General features: G+C 66.9%; 16 protein-coding genes. 2 read left to right on the top strand and 14 right to left on the bottom strand.

Annotated elements, in window-relative coordinates:
- Window positions 1-171: 171 nt before the first annotated feature.
- Genes GD1_RS07150 through GD1_RS07110 form a run of 9 tightly spaced genes read right to left on the bottom strand, consistent with a single transcriptional unit; the run spans window position 172 to window position 9,503 of the window.
- Window positions 172-1,017, bottom strand: a complete 846-nt coding sequence (locus tag GD1_RS07150) for an Rv0361 family membrane protein (protein WP_157079396.1) — start codon at window positions 1,015-1,017, stop codon at window positions 172-174.
- Between the two features lie 19 nt (window positions 1,018-1,036).
- On the bottom strand, window positions 1,037-2,209 hold the full coding sequence (locus GD1_RS07145) for an MlaD family protein (RefSeq protein ID WP_053777391.1): 1,173 nt from the start codon (window positions 2,207-2,209) through the stop codon (window positions 1,037-1,039).
- Complete coding sequence (locus GD1_RS07140; protein WP_307190336.1) at window positions 2,206-3,309, bottom strand: MlaD family protein; 1,104 nt, start codon at window positions 3,307-3,309, stop codon at window positions 2,206-2,208. Before GD1_RS07140 ends, GD1_RS07145 begins: the two co-directional genes overlap by 4 nt.
- A gap of 8 nt (window positions 3,310-3,317) precedes the next feature.
- Window positions 3,318-4,466, bottom strand: coding sequence for an MCE family protein (locus GD1_RS07135; RefSeq protein WP_083533935.1), 1,149 nt, complete (start codon window positions 4,464-4,466; stop codon window positions 3,318-3,320).
- Complete coding sequence (locus GD1_RS07130; protein WP_020791739.1) at window positions 4,460-5,452, bottom strand: MCE family protein; 993 nt, start codon at window positions 5,450-5,452, stop codon at window positions 4,460-4,462. The genes GD1_RS07135 and GD1_RS07130 overlap by 7 nt, the downstream gene beginning before the upstream one ends.
- Window positions 5,449-6,480, bottom strand: coding sequence for an MCE family protein (locus GD1_RS07125; protein WP_020791733.1), 1,032 nt, complete (start codon window positions 6,478-6,480; stop codon window positions 5,449-5,451). The genes GD1_RS07130 and GD1_RS07125 overlap by 4 nt, the downstream gene beginning before the upstream one ends.
- Window positions 6,477-7,853: an MlaD family protein gene (locus GD1_RS07120; protein WP_059036493.1), complete on the bottom strand. Its 1,377-nt coding sequence runs from the start codon at window positions 7,851-7,853 to the stop codon at window positions 6,477-6,479. The genes GD1_RS07125 and GD1_RS07120 overlap by 4 nt, the downstream gene beginning before the upstream one ends.
- An 8-nt stretch (window positions 7,854-7,861) precedes the next feature.
- A complete protein-coding gene (locus GD1_RS07115; RefSeq protein ID WP_020790605.1) occupies window positions 7,862-8,728 on the bottom strand; it encodes an MlaE family ABC transporter permease in 867 nt (288 codons plus the stop codon).
- 1 nt (window position 8,729) lies between these two features.
- Window positions 8,730-9,503: an MlaE family ABC transporter permease gene (locus GD1_RS07110; protein WP_020790610.1), complete on the bottom strand. Its 774-nt coding sequence runs from the start codon at window positions 9,501-9,503 to the stop codon at window positions 8,730-8,732.
- 396 nt (window positions 9,504-9,899) lie between these two features.
- On the opposite strand from GD1_RS07110, the gene treZ reads away from it, so the two are divergent.
- Complete coding sequence (treZ, locus tag GD1_RS07105) at window positions 9,900-11,669, top strand: malto-oligosyltrehalose trehalohydrolase (protein WP_244882568.1); 1,770 nt, start codon at window positions 9,900-9,902, stop codon at window positions 11,667-11,669.
- Between the two features lie 505 nt (window positions 11,670-12,174).
- On the opposite strand, the gene ilvA is transcribed toward treZ, so the two are convergent.
- Window positions 12,175-13,560 carry a threonine ammonia-lyase IlvA gene (ilvA, locus tag GD1_RS07100; protein ID WP_059036497.1) on the bottom strand — a complete coding sequence of 462 codons (1,386 nt, stop codon included), beginning with the start codon at window positions 13,558-13,560 and terminating at the stop codon, window positions 12,175-12,177.
- A 164-nt stretch (window positions 13,561-13,724) separates the two neighbouring features.
- Here ilvA and GD1_RS07095 point away from each other — a divergent pair, with 164 nt between their 5' ends.
- On the top strand, window positions 13,725-14,696 hold the full coding sequence (locus GD1_RS07095) for an SMP-30/gluconolactonase/LRE family protein (protein ID WP_059036491.1): 972 nt from the start codon (window positions 13,725-13,727) through the stop codon (window positions 14,694-14,696).
- Here GD1_RS07095 and GD1_RS07090 read toward each other — a convergent pair.
- The 4 genes from GD1_RS07090 to lspA all read right to left on the bottom strand — a co-directional run bounded on the left by GD1_RS07090 (window position 14,639) and on the right by lspA (window position 20,322).
- Window positions 14,639-14,905, bottom strand: a complete 267-nt coding sequence (locus GD1_RS07090) for a hypothetical protein (RefSeq protein WP_053777352.1) — start codon at window positions 14,903-14,905, stop codon at window positions 14,639-14,641. The two genes, GD1_RS07095 and GD1_RS07090, sit on opposite strands and share 58 nt — an antisense overlap.
- 145 nt (window positions 14,906-15,050) lie before the next feature.
- Window positions 15,051-18,590, bottom strand: a complete 3,540-nt coding sequence (dnaE, locus tag GD1_RS07085) for a DNA polymerase III subunit alpha (protein WP_059036490.1) — start codon at window positions 18,588-18,590, stop codon at window positions 15,051-15,053.
- Between the two features lie 207 nt (window positions 18,591-18,797).
- Window positions 18,798-19,724: an RluA family pseudouridine synthase gene (locus tag GD1_RS07080; RefSeq protein WP_053777396.1), complete on the bottom strand. Its 927-nt coding sequence runs from the start codon at window positions 19,722-19,724 to the stop codon at window positions 18,798-18,800.
- Entirely contained in the window at window positions 19,717-20,322 is a 606-nt protein-coding gene (lspA, locus tag GD1_RS07075; RefSeq protein WP_059036489.1) for a signal peptidase II, read from the bottom strand. The genes GD1_RS07080 and lspA overlap by 8 nt, the downstream gene beginning before the upstream one ends.
- Window positions 20,323-20,339 lie beyond the last annotated feature (17 nt).

Below are 20,339 nucleotides of genomic sequence, written 5' to 3'. Positions count from 1 at the left end.
TCCGCCGGCCGACGTCGGAAAGCAACCACCCACACCGGGTCACCAGGTTTCGACACGGGTCCTCGCCTAACGGCTCGGTCCCGGCTCAACCATCCAAGAATAGTGCGCCAGTTGATGGTTGAGCCGCACTCCAAACCCCAACCATCCACAGATGGTGCGACAGCGGCTCTCTCAGCCGGCCGGCGTAGGCTCCGGTGCCGGGGTCGTCGTGGGGGCAGCGGACTGTCCTTGACCGGGCAGCGATTGCGACGGATCGACGATGCCGCTCTTGGTGGATCCGGGCGGGCCGCTGAACTCCGACACCAACCACTGACCGTCGACCTTGCTCAGGTCGAGCATGAAGATCATCAGTCGGGTCTCGCCGTTGGGCACATTGGCACTCTTGGCGGTGACCTCGGCCATCACCGTCGTCTTGGCGGTGTCGTCGTCGACGGACTCCACCGACGACGAGACGATCTTGGATGTCGCCTCGATCGCGAGGGCCTGGCTGTTCTGTTCGGTGTCCGCGCGGTCCTGCTCGAGCCGTTTGCGCAGATCACCCGTCGACAACGGCCCCAGGATCTCCTTGTACTTGTCGGTGTTTCCCGGATTGATGGTGGTGACCAGCCGGGTCACGAAGTCCTCCGACACCTGCTTCGAATCGTCGAACGCCGACTGCCTCTGATCTCCTTGGTAGACCAGCCAGCCGAGCACGGCGACGGCGACGACGAGGGCGATCACCACGATGGCACCGAGCGCGCGCCGCAGCGAGCGACCCGACAGCGTGATGGAGAACTCCCGCCCCTCCTTCTTCGTCACCGGTGCGGGTTCGGGCTCGTCTGCCTGCGTCCCGGCCCGTGCCCGGGCACGACCGCTCTTGGACAGCGGCACGGCCTTCTCGGCCTTCTTCTCGGGCATGTCACCGGTGGCCGCGTCACCGCTGTCCGGGACGTCGACGGTGTTCTCCGTCCCGTTGTCGACGTTCTCGATGTCGGCGGTGTCGGTGCTGTCGGTGTCTTTGTCGTCCACAGTTGTCATCTCAGAGAATTCCTCGCCGCTACTTGTCGAGTGGGACCGTGCGCGCATTCGGGTCGTAGTTCGGCGGTGGTCCGGCAGTGTCGTCCCCCGCCGGTCTCGGCGCATTGGCCGACCCCCGGACCTGCTGGTTGGGGTCTTCGGTCACACAGTACAGATTGGTCGGGATGGTGAGCTCCAGGATCTTGGTCGGTCGGGTCGGAGTGATCGGATAGTCGCAGTACGGGCGCGGATAGATCGCGCCGAACGCCCACCACGCACCGTCGTGGAACATGGTGAGGCTCTTGATGGATGCGTCCCGGATCGACGGCAGCAGATTCACGATCGCGGGGGCCCGCAATGCACCCTGGCGGGCGATGTCGACGAACTGTCCCAGCACATCGGTCACCGGATCGCGTATCTCGTTGAGCGAACCGGTCAGGCTGGTCAGCTGCGCGGGCCCCTTGCCGAGCAACGTGCGCAGTTCCCGGTCGGCGGCGACCGCGGCATTGACCACATTGCTCATGGCGGTGACGGTGCCACCGAAATCCGGTTGGATGTCGGCGGTGGTCTTCAGGATGGTTCCGGTCTCCTGGATCAGCTTGGTGGTCTGCGGCAGCACCCGGTACAGGTCGGCGAAGATCGTCCCGCCGGCGTCGAAGAGCGCCTTGAGGTCGTTGGTCTCGCTGTCGGGGTTGAGCGCGATGTCGAGGTTGTCGACGATCACCGTCAGCTTCTCCGGTGGGATCTGGTCCACCACACCGAGCGTCGTCTCCAGCAGCTCCGGGAACGGTGTGGTCACCGACGTCTGGTTGACGTTGATGGTGTCGCCGTCGGCGAGATAGGGGCCGTCGGCGGTCGGCGGCTGGAAGTCGACGTACTGCTCACCGGCCGCCGACAACCCGAGGGCCGCGACGATGGTGTTGCGGTTGATCTTCACGTGGTCGTCGATGGAGACCTTCACCTCCACCGACTGCGGACGCACCTGGATCGAGTCGACGTCGCCGACCCGTGCACCCCGCAACGTGACCGGCGAGGTGTCCTGCAGTCCTCCCGAGATCGGGAACTGGATCGTCAGCTGGTAATGCCCCTGGAACGGCTGCCACCGCAACGCCCCGAACGTCAGATAGGACAGCCCCAGCAGCATCACCAGGACGAGCGCGAGATTACCCAATCCCACCGAGTGCTTGCGCATCCATCCGAACACCCCACTCATCCGCAGCACCCCCGTGTCCCGGTGAGCCGTGCGAGCAGCCGGGTGAGCGTCTGCTGCAACGACCGACCACCTGCATCCAGATCCTGGAGTTCGGGAAGCCTGCTGGCCGAATCGAATCCGGCGCCCGGATTCAGGTAGTAGACCTTCGCCGACAACGATGCCGCGCTCGAGTTGGTGGACTTGACCCACTTCGGGGTGAGCTCGACGAGATTGTCCGAGAGCGCCCCCAGCGTGTTGACCCCGGAGTCGAGCTCGTCGAGCAGCGACGCCAGATGTCCGATCATCTCGATCAGGTTCTGCTTGTCGTTGCGCAGGAAGTCGTTGGTGGCCGCGGTGACCCGGTTGGTCTTGTCCAGGGTGGTCAGGATCAGCTGGATCTGGCCGTTGATGGTGTTGAATGCCGGCGCCAGCTTGTTGATCGCCGCCATGATCTGCGCCCGCCCGTCGGCGAACTGCCCGGTGAGCACCCGGGTGTTACGCATCGCGGTGTCGACCTCGGCCGAGTTCTGGTTGAGCTTGGTGATCGCCGTGGTCAGCCCGTCGATCGCGCCACCGAGCTGGGTGCCGCTGTCCGGCCCCGCAGACACCGCGGCACTGAGTTCGGTGATGATCTGCTGGGTGGAGCCGAGCGATCCGCTGTCGACGAACCCGCTCATGCTGACCAGCAGGTCCTCCACGGTGGCCGCCGCCGAGGTCGGTCCGGTCAGCGTGTCGCCGTCGGCCAGGTAGCCGTCGGTCGGTCGGTTCGGTGGCAGCAGTGCGACGAACACGTCACCCAGCGGCGTCGCCTGCCGCAGTTCGGCCCCGGTGCCCGCCGGTACCCGCGACGAGGTGGAGACCCGCATCGTCACGATCGCCTTGTAGTTCTCCGCCCGGATCTCGGTGACCTCGCCGACGTCGGAGCCGAACAGTTTCACCTTGGCCCGCGACGGCAGGTTCAGGGCGTTCTCGAACGACGCGGTCAGCTTGATGGTCTCCCCCAGGTTGCCCGGTGCAGGCAACGGGATCTGCTCGACGGTCAGTCCGGGCACCACACCACACCCCGACACCGCGAGCATCGACCCGACGATCAGTGTCAGCAGCGCCTTGCGCATCCGCATGCCCCCGATCATTTGCTCAGCTCCAACAGTGCGGAGAACACACCCAGGTCCGGCCCGAAATCGGCGAGTTGCCCGGTCTCACAACCGTTCTTCTGCAGGTTGATCGTCCGGCAGAACTGCGACAGCAGCTGGTTGTCGAGCAGCGACTTGTCCAGCAGCACCTGCGCCCGCCACGCGCCCTGCTCCGCCGACACCGAGTTCGACAGGTTCTGGAACAGCAACGGTCCGACGTCGATGGTCTCGACCACCTGCCTCGAGTAGTCACTCAGGTTCTCGGCGAGCGCGGCGAGCCGTCCGGTGGACGACCCGATGGCAGAACTGTTGTTGTGCAGGAACTCCGAGGTGTTGAGCAGCGTCTGGTTGAGGTCGGCGAGGGTGGCGACCAGACCGGGTGACTGCCTGCCCAGCATCTCGCTGACCTGGTTCAGCGACGACGAGAACGCCTTCATCTTGGGGTAGTTGGCGGTCAGTGCCGCGGTCAGCGACTGCACCGACTTCACGATCTCGACGATCCCGTCGCCGTTGCCTGCCACCACCTGTGAGGCGCTGCCGAGCTGGTTGATGGCCTCCTGCAGCCGTTCCCCGTTGCCGCCGGTGATCCCGGCGGTGATGTCGATCATGTCGGCGACCGGGCCCTCCCCCGGCGCATCCCCCGACAACGACACCATGAGGTTGTCGACGGCGTCGAACAGGTCGCCCACCGACACCGGGCTCATTCCCTCGTTCTGCATCACCGCGCCGTCCTCGAGCCGTGCCCCACCGGAGTAGGCGGGGGTGAGCTCGATGTGCCGGGTGGTGACGATCGAGGTGTTGACGATCGCGGCCGTGGCGTCGGCGGGTACCGGGACGTCCTTGTCGAGGGTGAAGGTGACCTTGACGCGGTTGCCCTGCGGCTCGATCTTGGTGATCTGCCCCACCGGCATACCCAGCACCGCAACGTCGTTGGTGGTGTGCAGGCCTGCCACGTTCGGGAAGAACACCGACACCTCGATGGCCTGTCCGGCCGCGGCTTTCCATCCGGCCGGGATCAGCGAGCATCCCGACAGCAGACCGACGGCCAGCAGCACCAGGACCGCGGGGGCCCAGATGCGGCGGCGTCGGAGCACGGCGGCGTCGGTGCCCGCAGTGGTCGCCGATTCGGTCGTCGAGGTCAGCATCCGTCCACCACCCGGGCCAGGCACAGCCAGTTGTCGGGGAAGATCCCCCACGGCAGATATCCGTTGGCGTACGGTCCGTCGCCGAGGATGTTGTTGGTCAGACGTGCGGTCACCGGCAGGATCTCCAGCAGCTTGCGCAGGTTCGCACGGTTCTTCTCCAGGCCCTGACTGATCGTGTTGAGGTTGGCCATGATCGGCGCGAACTGATTGCCGTTCTCGGCCGCGAGGGCCTTCGCCTGCTCGGTGAGCGCGGCGATCCCGTCGAGCAGCTTGGTCACCAGCGACTCACGGGCGACGATCTTCTGGGTGAGCTGTGCCCCCTGTCCGACGATCACCGCGAGCTGGGTCTGCGAGTCGTTGACGATCGAGGTGACGGTACGGGTGTCGATCACCAGCTGGTTGATCTGGTCGCGACGGCTGGTGATGATGTCCGACATCCGGGTCAGCGCGTCGAGGGTGGGTTTGGTCACCGCCGGGGCCCCGGCGAGCTGGCGGTTCAGTGCTCGCACACTCTGCGACAGCTCGGCGTCGTCGATGCCCTCGAGGATCGGGGTGCCCTTCTCGATGGTCTTCTGCAGGTCGTAGGGCACCCGGGTCTCGGAGATCACGTCGCCGGGTGCCGGATCGGGTGAGTTCCCCAGGGACACATCGACATACCGCTGCCCGAGCAGGGTGGACAGCTTGATCTCGGCGGAGCCGTTGGAGGTGACGTCGACGTCGCGGTCGACCTTCATGGTCATGTGGACGTGGTTGCCCTGCAGCTCGGTCGCGGCGACCTTCCCGACGTCGATACCGGCCACACGCACCTTGTCGCCGGGACGGATGCCGCCGGCCTGCGCGAAATCGGCGGTGTAGGTCTTCTTGCCGAGGTCGGCCTCGGCGAGCGCGGTGACGCCGAGCACCAGCGCGACGATCACGACAGCACCCACCAGGCCGTACCAGAGTCGGCGGTTGCCGTCGAAGCTGCGACGCAGACGTGACCTCATCGGCACACCACCGAATGCTTGGTGCCGCCGATCTTGTTGATGATCCCCGGCGGGAACAACACGTCACCGATCGCGATGTCGAGATCGCACGCGTAGATGTTCAGGTAGGCCCCCTCGCCGAGCACCATCGGGAAATGTCCGAGGAAGATCGGCAGGTCGATGGCCATCCGGTCGAGCTTGGCGCCGTTGCCGATCAGTTTGGCGGTGGCCTGGTCGGCCGAGGTCGCCGCCTGGGCCAGGTCACCGCGGGTCTGGCTGAGCACGTCGGCGAACCCGGCTGCGGTGTCGCCGATCTGGCTGACGGCCTGACCGAACTGCGCCGAATGTGCGTTGAGACTCTCGACGACCTGCTTGACCGAGTCGATGAGCGTGCCGACCTGGTCGCCCTGCCGGGACAGGTCACGCATCACGCTGCTCAGGTTGTCGATGATCGCCCCGATCACCACATCGCGATCGGCCATGTCCGAGGCCATCTTTCCCACCTGGGCCACGGTGTTGCTCAACGACACGGTGTCACCCTGGAAGGCCTGCAGCAATCCGTTGGACAGGTCGTTGACCTGCTCGGGGGTGAGCGTGTCGAACACCGGCTGGAACCCGGCGAGCAGTTTGGTGACGTCGAAGGAATCCTCCGACGGCTGTTGCAGACTCGATCCGGCCGACAACGGCTGCGCATCACCGTCGGCGAGGCTCAACGCGAGGTAGCGCTGGCCGATCAGGTTCTGGTAGCGGATCGCGGCCTGCGTGGTGGTGTACATGGGCTGGTTGTCCTGCACCTCGAACGACACCTTGGCCTTGCCGCCGTCGAGTTCGATCGCCTGGACGCGACCCACCCGCACCCCGGCCATGCGGACGTCGTCGCCGACGGCGAGGCCGGATGCGTCGGAGAAGGTGGTGCTGAACCCCGTGGTCTCGCCCGACACCGACCGTTCCAGCGTCGAGTAGATGACGTAGGTCAACAGCAGCGCCACGACGGCGAACAGGGAGAACCCGATCAGCGGTTTGCGGATCGTGGCGTGACCGGCGCTCATCGTCCCCCTCCGTTCGGCCCGGCGGGTGCGGTCTGGGTGGGTGCGGTCTGGGTGGGTGCGGTCTGGGTGGGCGCGGTCTGGGTGGGTGTCACCGACTGGACCAGCGGGCCGAGCATCAGGGTGTCGGCGGCCGACGGCTTGCGGTTGAGCGCGGTCTGCAGGGTCTGGTTGTCGGTGCCGGTGGTGACCGATCCGGCCGGGCGGGCGGCGTTGCGCCGCATCCCGTCCTGCGGGTACACCAGCAGCGGTCCGGAGCTGGTGGGTCCGGTTCCGGTGCCCGGTCCGACGCAGCCGGGGCCGCGCAGCTGACCGTAGGGGCCGCCGTTGTAGACCGGGCAGTTCTGCCGGGTGTAGCGCTGGAAGGCGCTGAAGCTGACGCCGATGTTGAGCTGGGCGTGCCCGTTGACACCGGTGAACACGGTGAGCACCTTGGCCGCGAGGTTATTCAGCGCGGTCAGCGCCTGTGGCAGCGCACCCTCGTGGTAGACGGCCGCACCGAGCATCGTGTTGGCGTCGGCGACGACGCGTTTGCCCGCGTCACCGTTGGCGGCGAACAGTGCCTGCACCTCGTCGGTGACGCTCTGCGCCGCCGACAGCAGTGCGGTCAGCGAGTCCCGGTTCTCGGCGATCGTCATGGCCGGGATGACGCTGCGGCCGAGCGTGTCGAGCAGTTGCGGCGACGACTGGGCCAGTCCGCGTACCGAGTTGTTGAAGTTGTCGAAACCCGACGGCGCACCGGGCGGGAACTGGTCGTTGATCGTCTTGAAGTACTGGTCGAGGACCCCGACGAACATGCCGAACACCTGACCGCCACCGTTGAGGGCGTCGGCGATGGTGCCCAGGACCGCGGCGAGCTGTTCCGGGGGCACCGCGTTGAGCAGGGTGCGGAGCTGATTCTGGGCGTCCTGCAGTTTGACCGTCTCCAGAGTGCGGTCGGCGGGGATGGTGGCCCCCGATTCCAGGTGCTGCTGCGCCGGATCGCCCGGCTGGACCAGCTCGACGGAGTTGACGCCGAACAGGTTCGACGGGACGGTGCGGGCGGTGACATTGGCCGGGATACCGTCTGCCTGGCCGGGCAGGATGTCCATGTCGACCTGCCGCAACGCCTGCCCACCGGTGCCGGATTGACCGTCGGCCAGTCGCACGCCGGTGACCTGCCCGACGATCAGGCCGTTGTAGCGGACGTCGGCGCCGTCGTTGAGGCCGTCGCCGACGTCGGTGAGCTGCGAGTCCACCGAGACGGTCTGGGTGAACACGCCCTGATAGCGCATGAACAGCAACACGAACAGGATCGCCAGGGCGATCACGAAGGCCAGGCCGCGCAGCACATAGGCCAGCAGCGACGGGTTGGCGCCATCGGTGGAGATCTGCATGCCGCCCCCTAACCCGAGATCTTGATGCCGGGTGATGTTCCCCAGAACACCAGCGTCATGATCAGATTCGCGAAGACGATCACGATGATCGCCAGCCGGATCGCGTGGCCGGCCGCCACTCCCACTCCTTCGGGACCGCCGGAGGCGAAGTACCCGTAGTAGCACTGGATGAAGGTGGTCAGCAGGACGAACACGATCACCTTGAGGAAGGAGAACAGCATGTCCGGCGAGACCAGGAAGGAATGGAAGTAGTTCAGGTAGTTGCCGTTGCCCTGCCCGCTCTGCAGCTGGAACATGATCTGGCAGGCGAGGTAGTTCGCGGCCAGCGACACCGAGTACAGCGGCACGATCGCGAGGACGGCCGCCGACATCCGGGTGGTCACCAGGTACGGCAGCGGGCGGATGGCGATGGACTCGAGCGCGTCGATCTCCTCGCTGATCCGCATGGACCCGAGCTGGGCGGTGAACCGGCATCCGGACTGGGCGGTGAACGCCGTCGCCGCCAGCAGCGGAGCGATCTCGCGGGTGGTGGCGAACGCCGACAGCGCTCCGGTCACCGGGTCCATACCGAGCAGGTGCAGGGCGGTGAACCCCTCGATGCCGACGGTCGCGCCGCCCATGACCCCGAGGATCACCATGACACCGACGGTGCCGCCACCCACGACGATCGCGCCGTTACCCCAGGCCACGTCGGCGAGCAGACGCCAGACTTCCTTGCGGTAGTGGGTGAATGCGATGGGCACCGCGCCGATCGACCGCACCAGGAAGGTGATCAGGTGACCCATCTGGGCAAGGCCGTCACGTGGGGCGCGGTAGACGCCCTTGGCCGCCTCGACCGGGCGCAGCAGCGGCGGTACGTAGCGTGATGCGGTCATCTCACACCACCTTCGTCGGGACGAGGATCGCGAACAGCTGGGTCAGGACCACGTTGACGGTGAACAGCAGGAGCACCGAGTTGACGACGGCGGCGTTCACCGAGTTCGCCACACCCGCGGGCCCACCACGGGTGTTGAGGCCGCGGTCGCAGGCGACGATGGCCACGATCGCACCGAATATCACCGATTTGATCAGGGCGAACAACAGATCCGACACCGAGGCGAACGCCGCGAAGGTGCCGGTGTAACTGCCTGGTGTGCCGCCCTGGAAGTAGACGTTGAAGACGTAGCCGGTGATGAATCCGACGAAGCAGACGAAGCCGCAGAGCAGGAAGCTGACGACCATGGTGGCCAGCAGGCGCGGTGAGATGAGGCGCTGCACCGGGTTGACGCCCATCACCTTCATCGCGTCGATCTCGTCGCGGATCGTGCGGGAGCCGAGGTCGGCGGCGATCGCCGAGCCCACCGCGCCGGCCAGCAGCAGTGAGGTGACCAGCGGGGCGCCCTGGCGGATCACACCGAGCCCGGTGGCCGCGCCGGAGAACGACGTCGCGCCGATCTGGCCGGCGATGTTGCTGACCTGGATCGAGACGATCACCCCGATCGGGATGGCGACCAGCAGGGTCGGGAACACCGAGGTGCTCGACATGAAGGCACATTGACGGATGAACTCGCCGAACGGGAATCGTCGTTTGACGATGTCCTCGATCAGGACCTTGAAGACCTCGACGAACATCGCCAGCTGACGACCGAATGTCTCGAAGCTGGCGACCACGTGCTCACGGAACCAGGTGGTCGCCGCGTTCGGCTTCCCCCGGCCCTTTGCCGCGGCCCCATCCCCCGGAGCCTCCACGTCAGTACTCAATCCCCAACCCTGCGTCTCTCAACCATCGCGTCGCCCCCCTGGCAGGCCTGGTCGCCAGTAATATACCGCACCGCCTTAGTCTCTTATGGCATGGGTCACACCCGGTGTGGCCTGCAGTTCTCCCATCGCGAACCTAAGGTGAGGACGATGAGCGAACCACAGGATGGTCGCCTCCCGGCGAGGGACCACACCCGATCAGGTGACGCCACGATAACCATCGCGGAGAAGCAATCGGGGCAGAAACGCCCGACTCGTTGCGACACCGCGCCGACACGTCCGTTCCGTCCGCCTCGCACGCTCGACGAGGTGCGTGTCTGGGCGCCGAGCGCGCAGCGCTTGCACCTCGTCGTCGACACCCCGAACCTGACCGGACGATCCACTGTGGCGATGCTCCCCGACGACGAACCCGGTTGGTATCGACCCGATCCCGGCGCACTCGCCGCGCTCGGCGTCGTCGACGGCCCGGGACTGCGGTACGGATTCGTGATGGCGGGTGTCGACGATCCGGTACCCGACCCGCGGTCGGCGCGACTGCCCGAAGGGATTCACGGACTGTCGGCGCTGTTCACCGTCGACGACGCGGTGTGGCACGACGCGCACTGGGCCGGCCGTGACGTGCGGGGTGCGGTGATCTACGAGCTGCACATCGGAACCTTCACTCCCGACGGCACATTCGACGCCGCGATCGCACACCTCGACGACCTGGTGGATCTGGGCGTCGACCTGGTCGAACCGCTTCCGGTCAACGCGTTCAACGGAACCCACAACTGGGGCTATGACGGGGTCGGCTGGTATGCCGTGCAGGAGACCTATGGCGGCCCGGAGGCATTCGCCCGTTTCGTCGACGCATGCCATGTCCGCGGGCTGGGTGTGGTGCTCGACGTGGTGTACAACCATCTCGGACCGTCGGGCAATCACCTGTCGAAGTTCGGTCCGTATCTCGGGGGTTCGACCGGGTGGGGGGCATCGCTCAATCTCGACGGACCCGATTCCGACGAAGTGCGACGGTTCATCGTCGAGAACGCGCTACGGTGGTTCGACGAATTCCACGTCGACGCACTGCGTCTGGACGCGGTACATGCGCTGGTCGACCATCGAGCGGTGCATCTGCTCGAGGCCCTGGCCGAGGCGACGGATGCGCTGTCGGCGGAGGTGGGCCGTCCGCTGTCGCTGATCGCCGAGAGCGATCTGAACGATCCACGCCTGTTCACCCCGCGCGAGGCCGGCGGTTACGGACTCACCGCGCAATGGGACGACGACATCCATCACGTGATCCACACCGCGGTGTCGGGGGAACGACAGGGCTACTACGCCGACTTCGGAAGCCTGGAATCGTTGTCGAAGGTGTTGCGCGGAGGGTTCTTCCACGACGGGACGTATTCGTCGTTCCGCGGTCGCCACCACGGCCGCCCGATCCCGCCGACCCTACCCACCACCGCCCTGCTCGCCTACACCTGCGATCACGATCAGATCGGCAACCGCGCGATCGGCGACCGGCCGACCGCCTACCTCGATGCCGGGCAGATCGCGATCAAGGCCGCCCTGGTGCTGCTCTCCCCCTTCACCCCGATGCTGTTCATGGGTGAGGAGTGGGCGGCGCGAACCCCGTTCCAGTACTTCACGTCCCACCCTGAGCCCGAGCTCGGGCAGGCCACTGCCCGAGGACGCAAGGCCGAGTTCGCCGCCCACGGCTGGGACGCCGACGACATCCCCGACCCCCAGGATCCGCAGACCTTCCTGCGATCGAAGCTGGACTGGTCGGAACGGGAACTCCCCGAGCACGCCGCGATGCTCGCGTTCTACCGCGATCTGATCTCCCTGCGCAAGACCGAACCGGCGTTCGCCGGAGTGGACTTCGGTTCCACCACGACGCAGTTCGACGAGGATGCCCGGTGGTTCGCGATGTTCCGTGGCCGATGGGCGGTGGTGTGCAACCTCGGAGAGGACGCTGTCGACGTCGGCGGGGTGTCGGTGTCGGCGGTACGGCTCGGCTGGGGCGAGTACGACGTGACACCGGGAGGACTCCGGCTGGGCGGACATTCGGTGGCGATCGGTCCCCGACGTCCGACTGCGTGAGCGTTGGCCCGTTCCCGGTGGTTGCCGACATCGTCGTCTCACCGGGTTTCGACACGGGTCCTCGCCTATCGGCTCGGTCCCGGCTCAACCACCAAAAAGGTTACCGCCGTTCGCATCTCACCTGATTCAACAGACGATCAGGCTACTCACCCACCAAAACGATCACCGCCGTTCACATCTCGCCTGATCCAACACACGATCAGCCGGCTCAACCACCAAAGCAATCACCGCCGTACACATCTCACCAAACCGACGACGGCTGAGCCGACGCGGAGCGCAGCGACAAGTCGAGTCGAAACCCCCGCAACCCGACCCACCGGGTTTCGACACGGGTCCTCGCCTATCGGCTCGGTCCCGGCTCAACCACCAAAAAGGTTACCGCCGTTCGCATCTCACCTGATTCAACAGACGATCAGCCGGCTCAACCACCAAAGTGGTCACCGCCGTTCGGATCTCGTCTTTTCCTACAGACCACCAATGATTGCCGACATCCCGGTGGGTCGGATCAGGTCAGGTAGCGGTACTCCGGCGAATCCGACTTCAGCTGAACGCAATCGAGGCGTGAGTGGTCCATCCGGTCGAGCAGGCCGGGCAGACCGTCACGACTGCCGAGCTGGATGCCGACCAGGGCGGCACCGGTCTCGCGGTTGTTGCGCTTGACGTACTCGAACAGGGTGATGTCGTCGTCGGGGCCGAGGACCTCGTTGAGGAAACGTCGCAGGGCGCCGGGCTCCTGCGGGAAGTCGACCAGGAAATAGTGCTTGAGCCCCTGATGCACCAGCGACCGTTCGATGATCTCGCCGTAACGGGAGACGTCGTTGTTGCCACCGGAGACCAGGCACACCACGGTCGCGTCGTCGGGCAGCTTGAGCTGCGACAGGCCGGTGACGGCGAGTGCACCCGCGGGCTCGGCGATGATGCCCTCGTTCTGGTACAGCTCGAGCATCGTGGTGCAGATGGCGCCCTCGTCGACGTGGGTGATGTGTGCGGCGCCGGCGGGCAGGGCCACCGGCTCGTCCGGAAGGACCCGGGTGTCCGCAGTCGCCGACAGTGTCTCCAGGATCGGATGGGCGGTGACCGACGAGCCCAGTCCTGCCATCACGCCGTGACCGAGGCCACCGATGCGCTTGACGGCTGCGCCGTCGACGAAGGGATCGATGTCGTCGAGGGTGATCGGACTGCCGGAGACCAGGGCCGCGGCGAGTGAGATGGCACCGGTCGGCTCCACGCCGACGATGGTGACCTCGGGGCTCAGGGCCCGCAGGTAGGTGGCCATGCCGGCCAGGCAACCGCCACCACCGACAGGGGCGATCACCACGTCGGGTACCCGACCGAGCTGATCGACGATCTCGCGGGCGATGGTGCCCTGTCCGGCCGCCGTGCGCGGGTCGTCGAAGGCGTGGATCCAGGTGGCACCGGTGCGCAGGACATCGGCCTGGGCCGCGGCCGCGGCCGCGTCATAGGTGTCGCCGACAGCGATCAGTTCGACGAATTCACCGCCGTGCCAGCGGATACGGTCCCGCTTCTGCTTCGGGGTGGTGGTCGGCACATAGATCCGGCCGTGCACCTCCATCACCCGGCAGGCGAAGGCCACACCCTGTGCGTGGTTGCCGGCGCTGGCGGCGACCACGCCACGTGCGCATTCTTCCTCCGACAACTGCGCCATCACGTTGTACGCGCCGCGGATCTTGTAGGACCGGACCGACTGCAGATCCTCCCGCTTGAGGTAGACCTGGGCGCCCACGTCCCGGCTGATTCGCGGCGCCGCCTCGAGGGGGGTGCATGCCACCGCCGGGGCAATCCGCTCGGCGGCCGCGTCGATGGCGGCGGCGTTCAGTGCGGAACCCGGGACGGAAGTAGTGGTGGCATGCTGCGTATTCACGACATCCATGGTCTCACCGTCGCCGCAGACGGCCACTTCCGGGGCGAGCCCGGAAGGAGACCTTCCCGCAGGCCACGCACGCGCCTACACTCCCCAGTGTCGGATATCACAGTCTCGGTCATCACAGTGCCAGCCGTCCGGGTCCACCCCCGGATGACGGTTCGGAGCCTCGCATGACATCTCACCGTCGTACCGCAGCCCTACGCATCGCCGTGCTCACCGGCATCGGGGCACTGGCCGTCACCCTGATCGGGGCGGTCGGGGGCGCCCCGGCCTCGGCCGCATCGTGCGGTGCCGCACCGCCTCCGCGCCTGGTCGGCACGGTGCCCGGAGCGGCCCTGGAAGGCCTCACCGTCGACGCGGCCGGGGCGGCCTACACCACCGATCTGCTCAGTGGTCGGGTGTTCCGGCTGGCCGCGCCCGGTGCGCCGGCGGTCCCGATCGCCCGGGTCCCCTCCGGCGGGGCCGGCGCATTGGCGTGGGCTCCGGACGGCACCCTGCTCGTCGGCTACGGTGCCGATGCCCGTGTCGCGGCCGGTGACGTGATCCGCGGCGGGGCGATCGCCCGCCTGAACGTGCGGACCGGGAACCTGCGGCCGTGGGTGGGTGGCCTGTCGGCCGCCAACGGTATGGATGTCGCCGCAAACGGAGATGTCTATGCCACCAACGACTTCGGCACACTGATCGGACGGGTGTCACCCGGCGGACAGGTGAATGCGGCGTGGGGGACGCTGCCGAGCGCCAATGGCGCGGTACTCGGTCGTGGAGACCGGTTCCTGTACGTGTCGCGGACGTTCGTCAACCCCGGGGTCAGCCGGATCTCGACCGCGAATCCGCGGGTGGTGCAGAGTCTGCTCACCCTCGGCGGCGCCGATGTGACGGCGGCGCCCGACGGGCTGACACTCGATTCACGGGACCGCCCGGTGGTGCCGTTCAACGCCGACGGCCGGATCGTGCGGATCACCGGACCGGGCCGCTACTGCGTGCTCGCACAGGGTCTGGCGTCCTCGAGCGTGCTGAGTTATGGCCGCGGCGGCTCGGGCTTCTCGGCGGGACGGTTGTTCCGCGCCGGATTCGACGGACGGATCTACGAGATCCCGGCCGGATGGGACCGCGATGCAGTGGCGGCCTTCCCGGCGCGGTAACGCTCACCCCACCAGACCAGCAGCAGGGTCAGTCCCGACAGCCAGGCGGTGGCCTCGATCGAGGTGAACACCGCCAGCGACACCACGGCGACGACGAGCGCGGCGACCACCGCGTGCAGCTTGTAGACCGGCCACGCGACACCGCCGATCTCGCGGGTCGGCAGCACCGATCGACGGACGACGGTGGTCGGCTCGATCATCGCGGTCATCACGCACCCCCAGGGCATCGGTGGTTTCGTCTGGCGTGCCGACCACTCTACCGCACTGCGAAGAGAAATGTTCGGGGTACCGAAACCTTGTCCGACGGGGTGGTGAAACCCCAGTTCAGGTGGTGCGACCTCCGGGGCGGCCGGCTCAGGTCAGACAGCTCGGCCCGAGCAGCGCCTTGAGGTCGCCCATCAGTGCCGAACTCGGTGTGACCCGCAACGACTCGGTCAGCCGCAGCAGCGTCGACCGCTCGTCGCTGACCAGGTTGACGTGGACGTCGGCGGTCCCGGGATGACGGGTGAGGACCTGCTTGAGGGCCTGCACCCGGTCGGGGGTACACATCCGTGCCGGGAGCGTCAGCGACACCGGTTTGGACGCTCCGGCGGCCGCGAGATCGGGTACCGCGAGATCGTTGGCACTGATCATCATCGAGTCGTCACGCATGTTCACGCGTGCCTTGACAAGGACGATGTTGTCGGGGGCGATGTCCATGCCGTAGGCGGTGAACGCCCGCGGGAAGAAGTACACCTCCACCCCACCGACCATGTCCTCGAGGGTGACCGCGGCCCACGGCTCGCCCTTCTTGTTCACCCGCCGGGTGACCGAGGAGATGATGCCGCCGATGGTGATCTGCGCGCCGTCGGAGATGTTGCCTTCCAGCAGCTGGGTGATCGAGGTGTCGGTCAGCGCGGCGATCGCATGCTCCACACCGGCCAGCGGATGCCCGGACACGTACAGGCCGAGCATCTCCCGTTCCAGGGTCAGCTTGTGTTTGGTGTCCCATTCCTGATCGGGCACCTTGACCGCGAACACCTCGGCCAGCCCGGGATCGGCGGCGTCGTCCCCGCCGCCGAACAGGTCGAACTGCCCGACGGCCTCGGCCTTCTTGGTGCCGATCACCGATTCGATGGCCTCGGTGTGGATCAGGAACAGGCCCTTGCGCGGGTGGTCGAGCGAGTCGAAGGCACCGGCCTTGATCAGCGACTCGGTGACCTTCTTGTTGCAGGCGGTGACGTCGATCTTGTTCAGGTAGTCGGAGAAACTGGTGAACTTCCCCTTCTCCGAGCGCGCCTCGATGATCGAACCGACCACACCGGAACCGACGTTGCGGATCGCCGCCAGACCGAAGCGGATGTCGGGGCCGACGGCGGCGAAGTTGCGCTGCGACTCGTTGACGTCGGGCGGCAGCACCGTGATCCCGAGCTTGCGGCAGTCGGCGAGGTAGATCGCCGCCTTGTCCTTGTCGTCGCCGACCGAGGTGAGCAGACCGGCCATGTACTCGGCCGGGAAGTTGGCCTTGAGGTAGGCGGTCCAGAAGGAGACCAGACCGTAGCCGGCCGCGTGCGACTTGTTGAACGCGTATCCGGCGAACGGGAGGACGGTGTCCCACAGCGCGGTGATCGCGGCCTGCGAGAACCCGTTGTCGCGCATGCCGTCGGCGAAGCCGTCATAGGCCTCGTCGAGGATCTCCTTCTTCTTCTTGCCCATCGCGCGGCGCAGCAGGTCGGCCTGTCCGAGCGAGTACCCGGCCACCTTCTGCGCGATCTGCATGATCTGCTCTTGGTAGACGATCAGACCGTAGGTCTCGGCCAGGATCTCCTTGAGCGGCTCTTCGAGCTCGGGGTGGATCGGCCGGATGTCCTGCAGACCGTTCTTGCGCTTGGCGTAGTCGGTGTGCGCGTTCACACCCATCGGACCCGGCCGGTACAGCGCGAGCACGGCGACGATGTCCTCGAACCCGGTGGGCTGCATCATCTTCAGCAGGTCACGCATGGCCGCGCCGTCGAGCTGGAACACACCGAGGGTGTCGCCGCGGGCGAGCAGTTCGTAGGTCTTGGGGTCCTCGAGCGGCAGCGTGTCGAGGTCGAGGTCGATGCCCCGGTTGATCTTGATGTTCTCCAGCGCGTCACCGATGACGGTGAGGTTGCGCAGACCCAGGAAGTCCATCTTCAGCAGGCCGATGGCCTCACACGACGGATAGTCCCAGCCGGTGATGATCGCGCCGTCCTGGGCACGTTTCCACACCGGGATGGCGTCGGTCAGCGGCTCCGACGACATGATCACCGCACATGCGTGGACACCCGCGTTGCGGATCAGTCCCTCGAGCCCGAGCGCGGTGTCGTAGATCTTCTTGACGTCCGGATCGGTCTCGATCAGCGTGCGGACCTCGGCGGCCTCGCCGAACCGCTCGTGCTCGGGATCGGTGATCCCCCAGACCGGGATGTCCTTGGCCATGATGGGCGGCGGCAGCGCCTTGGTGATGCGGTCGGCGATGGCGAAGCCGGGCTGGCCGAACTGGACTCGGGCGGAGTCCTTGATCGCGGCCTTGGTCTTGATGGTGCCGAAGGTGATGACCTGGGCGACCTTCTCGGTGCCCCACCGCTCGGTGGCATAGCGCACCATCTCACCGCGGCGGCGATCGTCGAAGTCGATGTCGATATCGGGCATCGACACACGCTCGGGGTTGAGGAACCGCTCGAACAGCAGACCGTGCGGGATCGGGTCGATGTTGGTGATGCCCAACGCCCATGCGACCAGCGAACCGGCCGCCGAACCACGACCCGGACCGACCCGGATGCCCACCTCGAGGGCGTGCCGGATGAGGTCACCGACGACGAGGAAGTATGCCGGGAAACCCATCTGGATGATGACGTCGAGCTCGTAGTTGGCGCGCTGGAGGTAGTTCTCCGGCGGGCCGCCGGGGAATCGCCGGTTCAGTCCTGCGGCGACCTCCTTGCGCAACCACGTCTGCTGGGTCTCGCCGTCGGGGACCGGGAAGATCGGCATCCGGTCGCGGTGGGTGAACACATCGGCGTAGGACTCGATACGCTCGGCGATCTCCAGCGTGGAATCGCAGGCACCGGGGATCTCGTTGTCCCACAGCTCGCGCATCTCGGCGGCGGACTTCAGGAAGTAGCCGTCACCGTCGAACTTGAACCGGGTGGGATCGGAGAGGGTCTTGCCGGTCTGCACACACAGCAGCGCCTCGTGGGCGGCGGCGTGCTCCCGGGTGACGTAGTGGCAGTCGTTGGTGGCCAGCGGCTTGATGCCGAGCTGTCGGCCGATGTCGAGCAGGCCGTCACGCACCCGGCGTTCGATCTCCAGGCCGTGTTCCATCACCTCGAGGTAGAAGTTCTCCGGGCCGAAGATCTCCTGCCACTTGGCGGCGGCCTCGAGGGCCTCGCGCTCGTGGCCCAGCCGCAGCCGGGTCTGCACCTCCCCCGACGGGCAGCCCGTGGTGGCGATGATGCCCTCGGAGTGGTGGGCGATCAGATCGGCGTCCATCCGGGCCCACTTGCCCAGCTGGCCCTCGATGGAGGCGAGCGAGGACAGCTTGAACAGGTTGCGCAGGCCGGTCGCGTTGGCGGCGACCATCGTCATGTGGGTGTAGGCACCCGAACCGGAGACGTCGTCGCCCTTCTGGTCGCGGGTACCCCACTGCACACGCTTGGTGTTGAACCGCGACTCCGGGGCGATGTAGGCCTCGATACCGATGATCGGGGTGATGTCGTTCTTGACCGCGGTGTTGTAGAACTCGCTCGCACCGAACATGTTGCCGTGGTCGGTCATGCCGATGGCGGTCATGCCCAATCGTTTGGCCTCGGCGAACAGCGGCGACACCTTGGCGGCGCCGTCGAGCATCGAGTACTCGGTGTGATTGTGCAGGTGAACAAACGAATCGGCCACGGACGCCTCTCACCTCGAACGGTGTGGAACGGATAGAACAAGTCGAACGGAGATCTCGGACGGCCCCGGGCGCGACCACGGATGCGGCCGGTCGGGGACGAACTGCATCAACTCTAGGCGCTCGGTACGACAGGATCGGGCGGGCGCGCCCGGGTGTGCCCGGAGTGACGGATGGTATGCCGGACGCACCGACCGGCAGAACTGCGCCTACCCCTCCCGCAGCACGTCGAGCGCGTGCTGCAGATCACGCGGGTAGCGGCTGACGAACTCCACGCGACGGCCGTCGGCGGGATGGGCGAAGCCCAGCGAATGCGCGTGCAGCCACTGCCGTTCCAGACCCAGTCGCTTCGCCAGGTTCGGGTCGGCACCGTAGGTCATGTCGCCGCAGCAGGGATGGTGCAGCGCCGAGAAGTGCACGCGGATCTGGTGGGTGCGGCCGGTCTCGAGGTGGATGTCGAGCAACGAGGCCGCCGCGAACATCTCCAGGGTGTCGTAGTGGGTGATGCTCGGCTTGCCGTTGGCGGTCACCGCGAACTTCCAGTCGTTGCCGCGGTGCCGTCCGATCGGCGCGTCGATCGTGCCCTCCGGCGGATCGAGATGACCCTGCACCAGGGCGTGGTAGCCCTTGTCCACCTCGCGGTATTTGAAAGCACGCTTGAGCAGCGAATACGCACGCTCGGACACCGCGAGCACCATCACCCCGGAGGTGCCGACGTCGAGCCGCGAGACGATGCCCTGCCGTTCGGCGGCACCCGAGGTGGAGATCCGGTAGCCGGCCGCCTCGAGCGCCCCGACCACGGTGGGACCCGACCAGCCCAGGGACGGGTGGGCGGCCACACCGACCGGCTTGTCGACGACGATGATGTCGGAGTCGTGGTAGATCACCTCGAGGTCCTCGACCGGGGTCGGTTCCACCCGCAGCGGCTCGGCCGGCGCGGGCAGTAGCACGTCCAGCCAGCTCCCGGCGGCGAGTTTGTGCGACTTGTCCACCGACACGCCGTCGACGGTGATGTCGCCGTCGTCGGCCAGGCGCGCGGCCACCGTGCGGGACAGGCCCAGGATGCGGGCGACGCCGGCGTCCAGGCGCATGCCGTCGACGCCGTCGGGCACCGGCAGTGACCGTGACTCACGCATCGCGGTCACTCTCCTTCGAGGTCGGGTTCGGGGCTTCGGTCGCGGTGGCCGGTTCGGGCTCACGGTCGTGGCGCGCGGCCCACCCGGAGCGGCTGCCGTCGTAGTCGAAACCGAGCAGCGACAACACCACCAGCAGGATCGCGCCGCACACCACCGCGGAGTCGGCGATGTTGAACACCGGCCACCAGCCCACCGAGATGAAGTCGACGACGTGGCCGCGCAGCACCCCGGGGGAACGGAAGATGCGGTCGACCAGATTACCCAGGGCACCGCCGAGGACCAGACCCAGGCCCAGCATCCACCACCCCGAGCGGAGTCGGCTGCTGTACCGGATGATCACCGCGATCACCGCGAGCACGATCAGGGTGAGCACCCAGGTGTAGCCCTCCGCCATCGAGAACGCCGCTCCGGAGTTGCGCACCATCCGCAAGGTGACCACATCACCGATGATGTGGATCGGGTCCCCCGGGACGATGGTCTCGACCGCCCAGGTCTTGGTCAGTATGTCCAGCACCACGACGGTCCCGGCGATCGCCGCCAGCACCAGCAGGACCGGCCTCCGCTTCCGGGCGCCCGCCGGCTGCGGTGTCTCACTCATCGCTGCATCATCCACGT

It is taken from the genome of Gordonia desulfuricans NBRC 100010 (genome assembly GCF_001485495.1).
In the GTDB taxonomy this organism is placed as follows: Bacteria; Actinomycetota; Actinomycetes; order Mycobacteriales; family Mycobacteriaceae; genus Gordonia; species Gordonia desulfuricans.
This window is presented reverse-complemented; position numbering and strand designations above follow the sequence as displayed.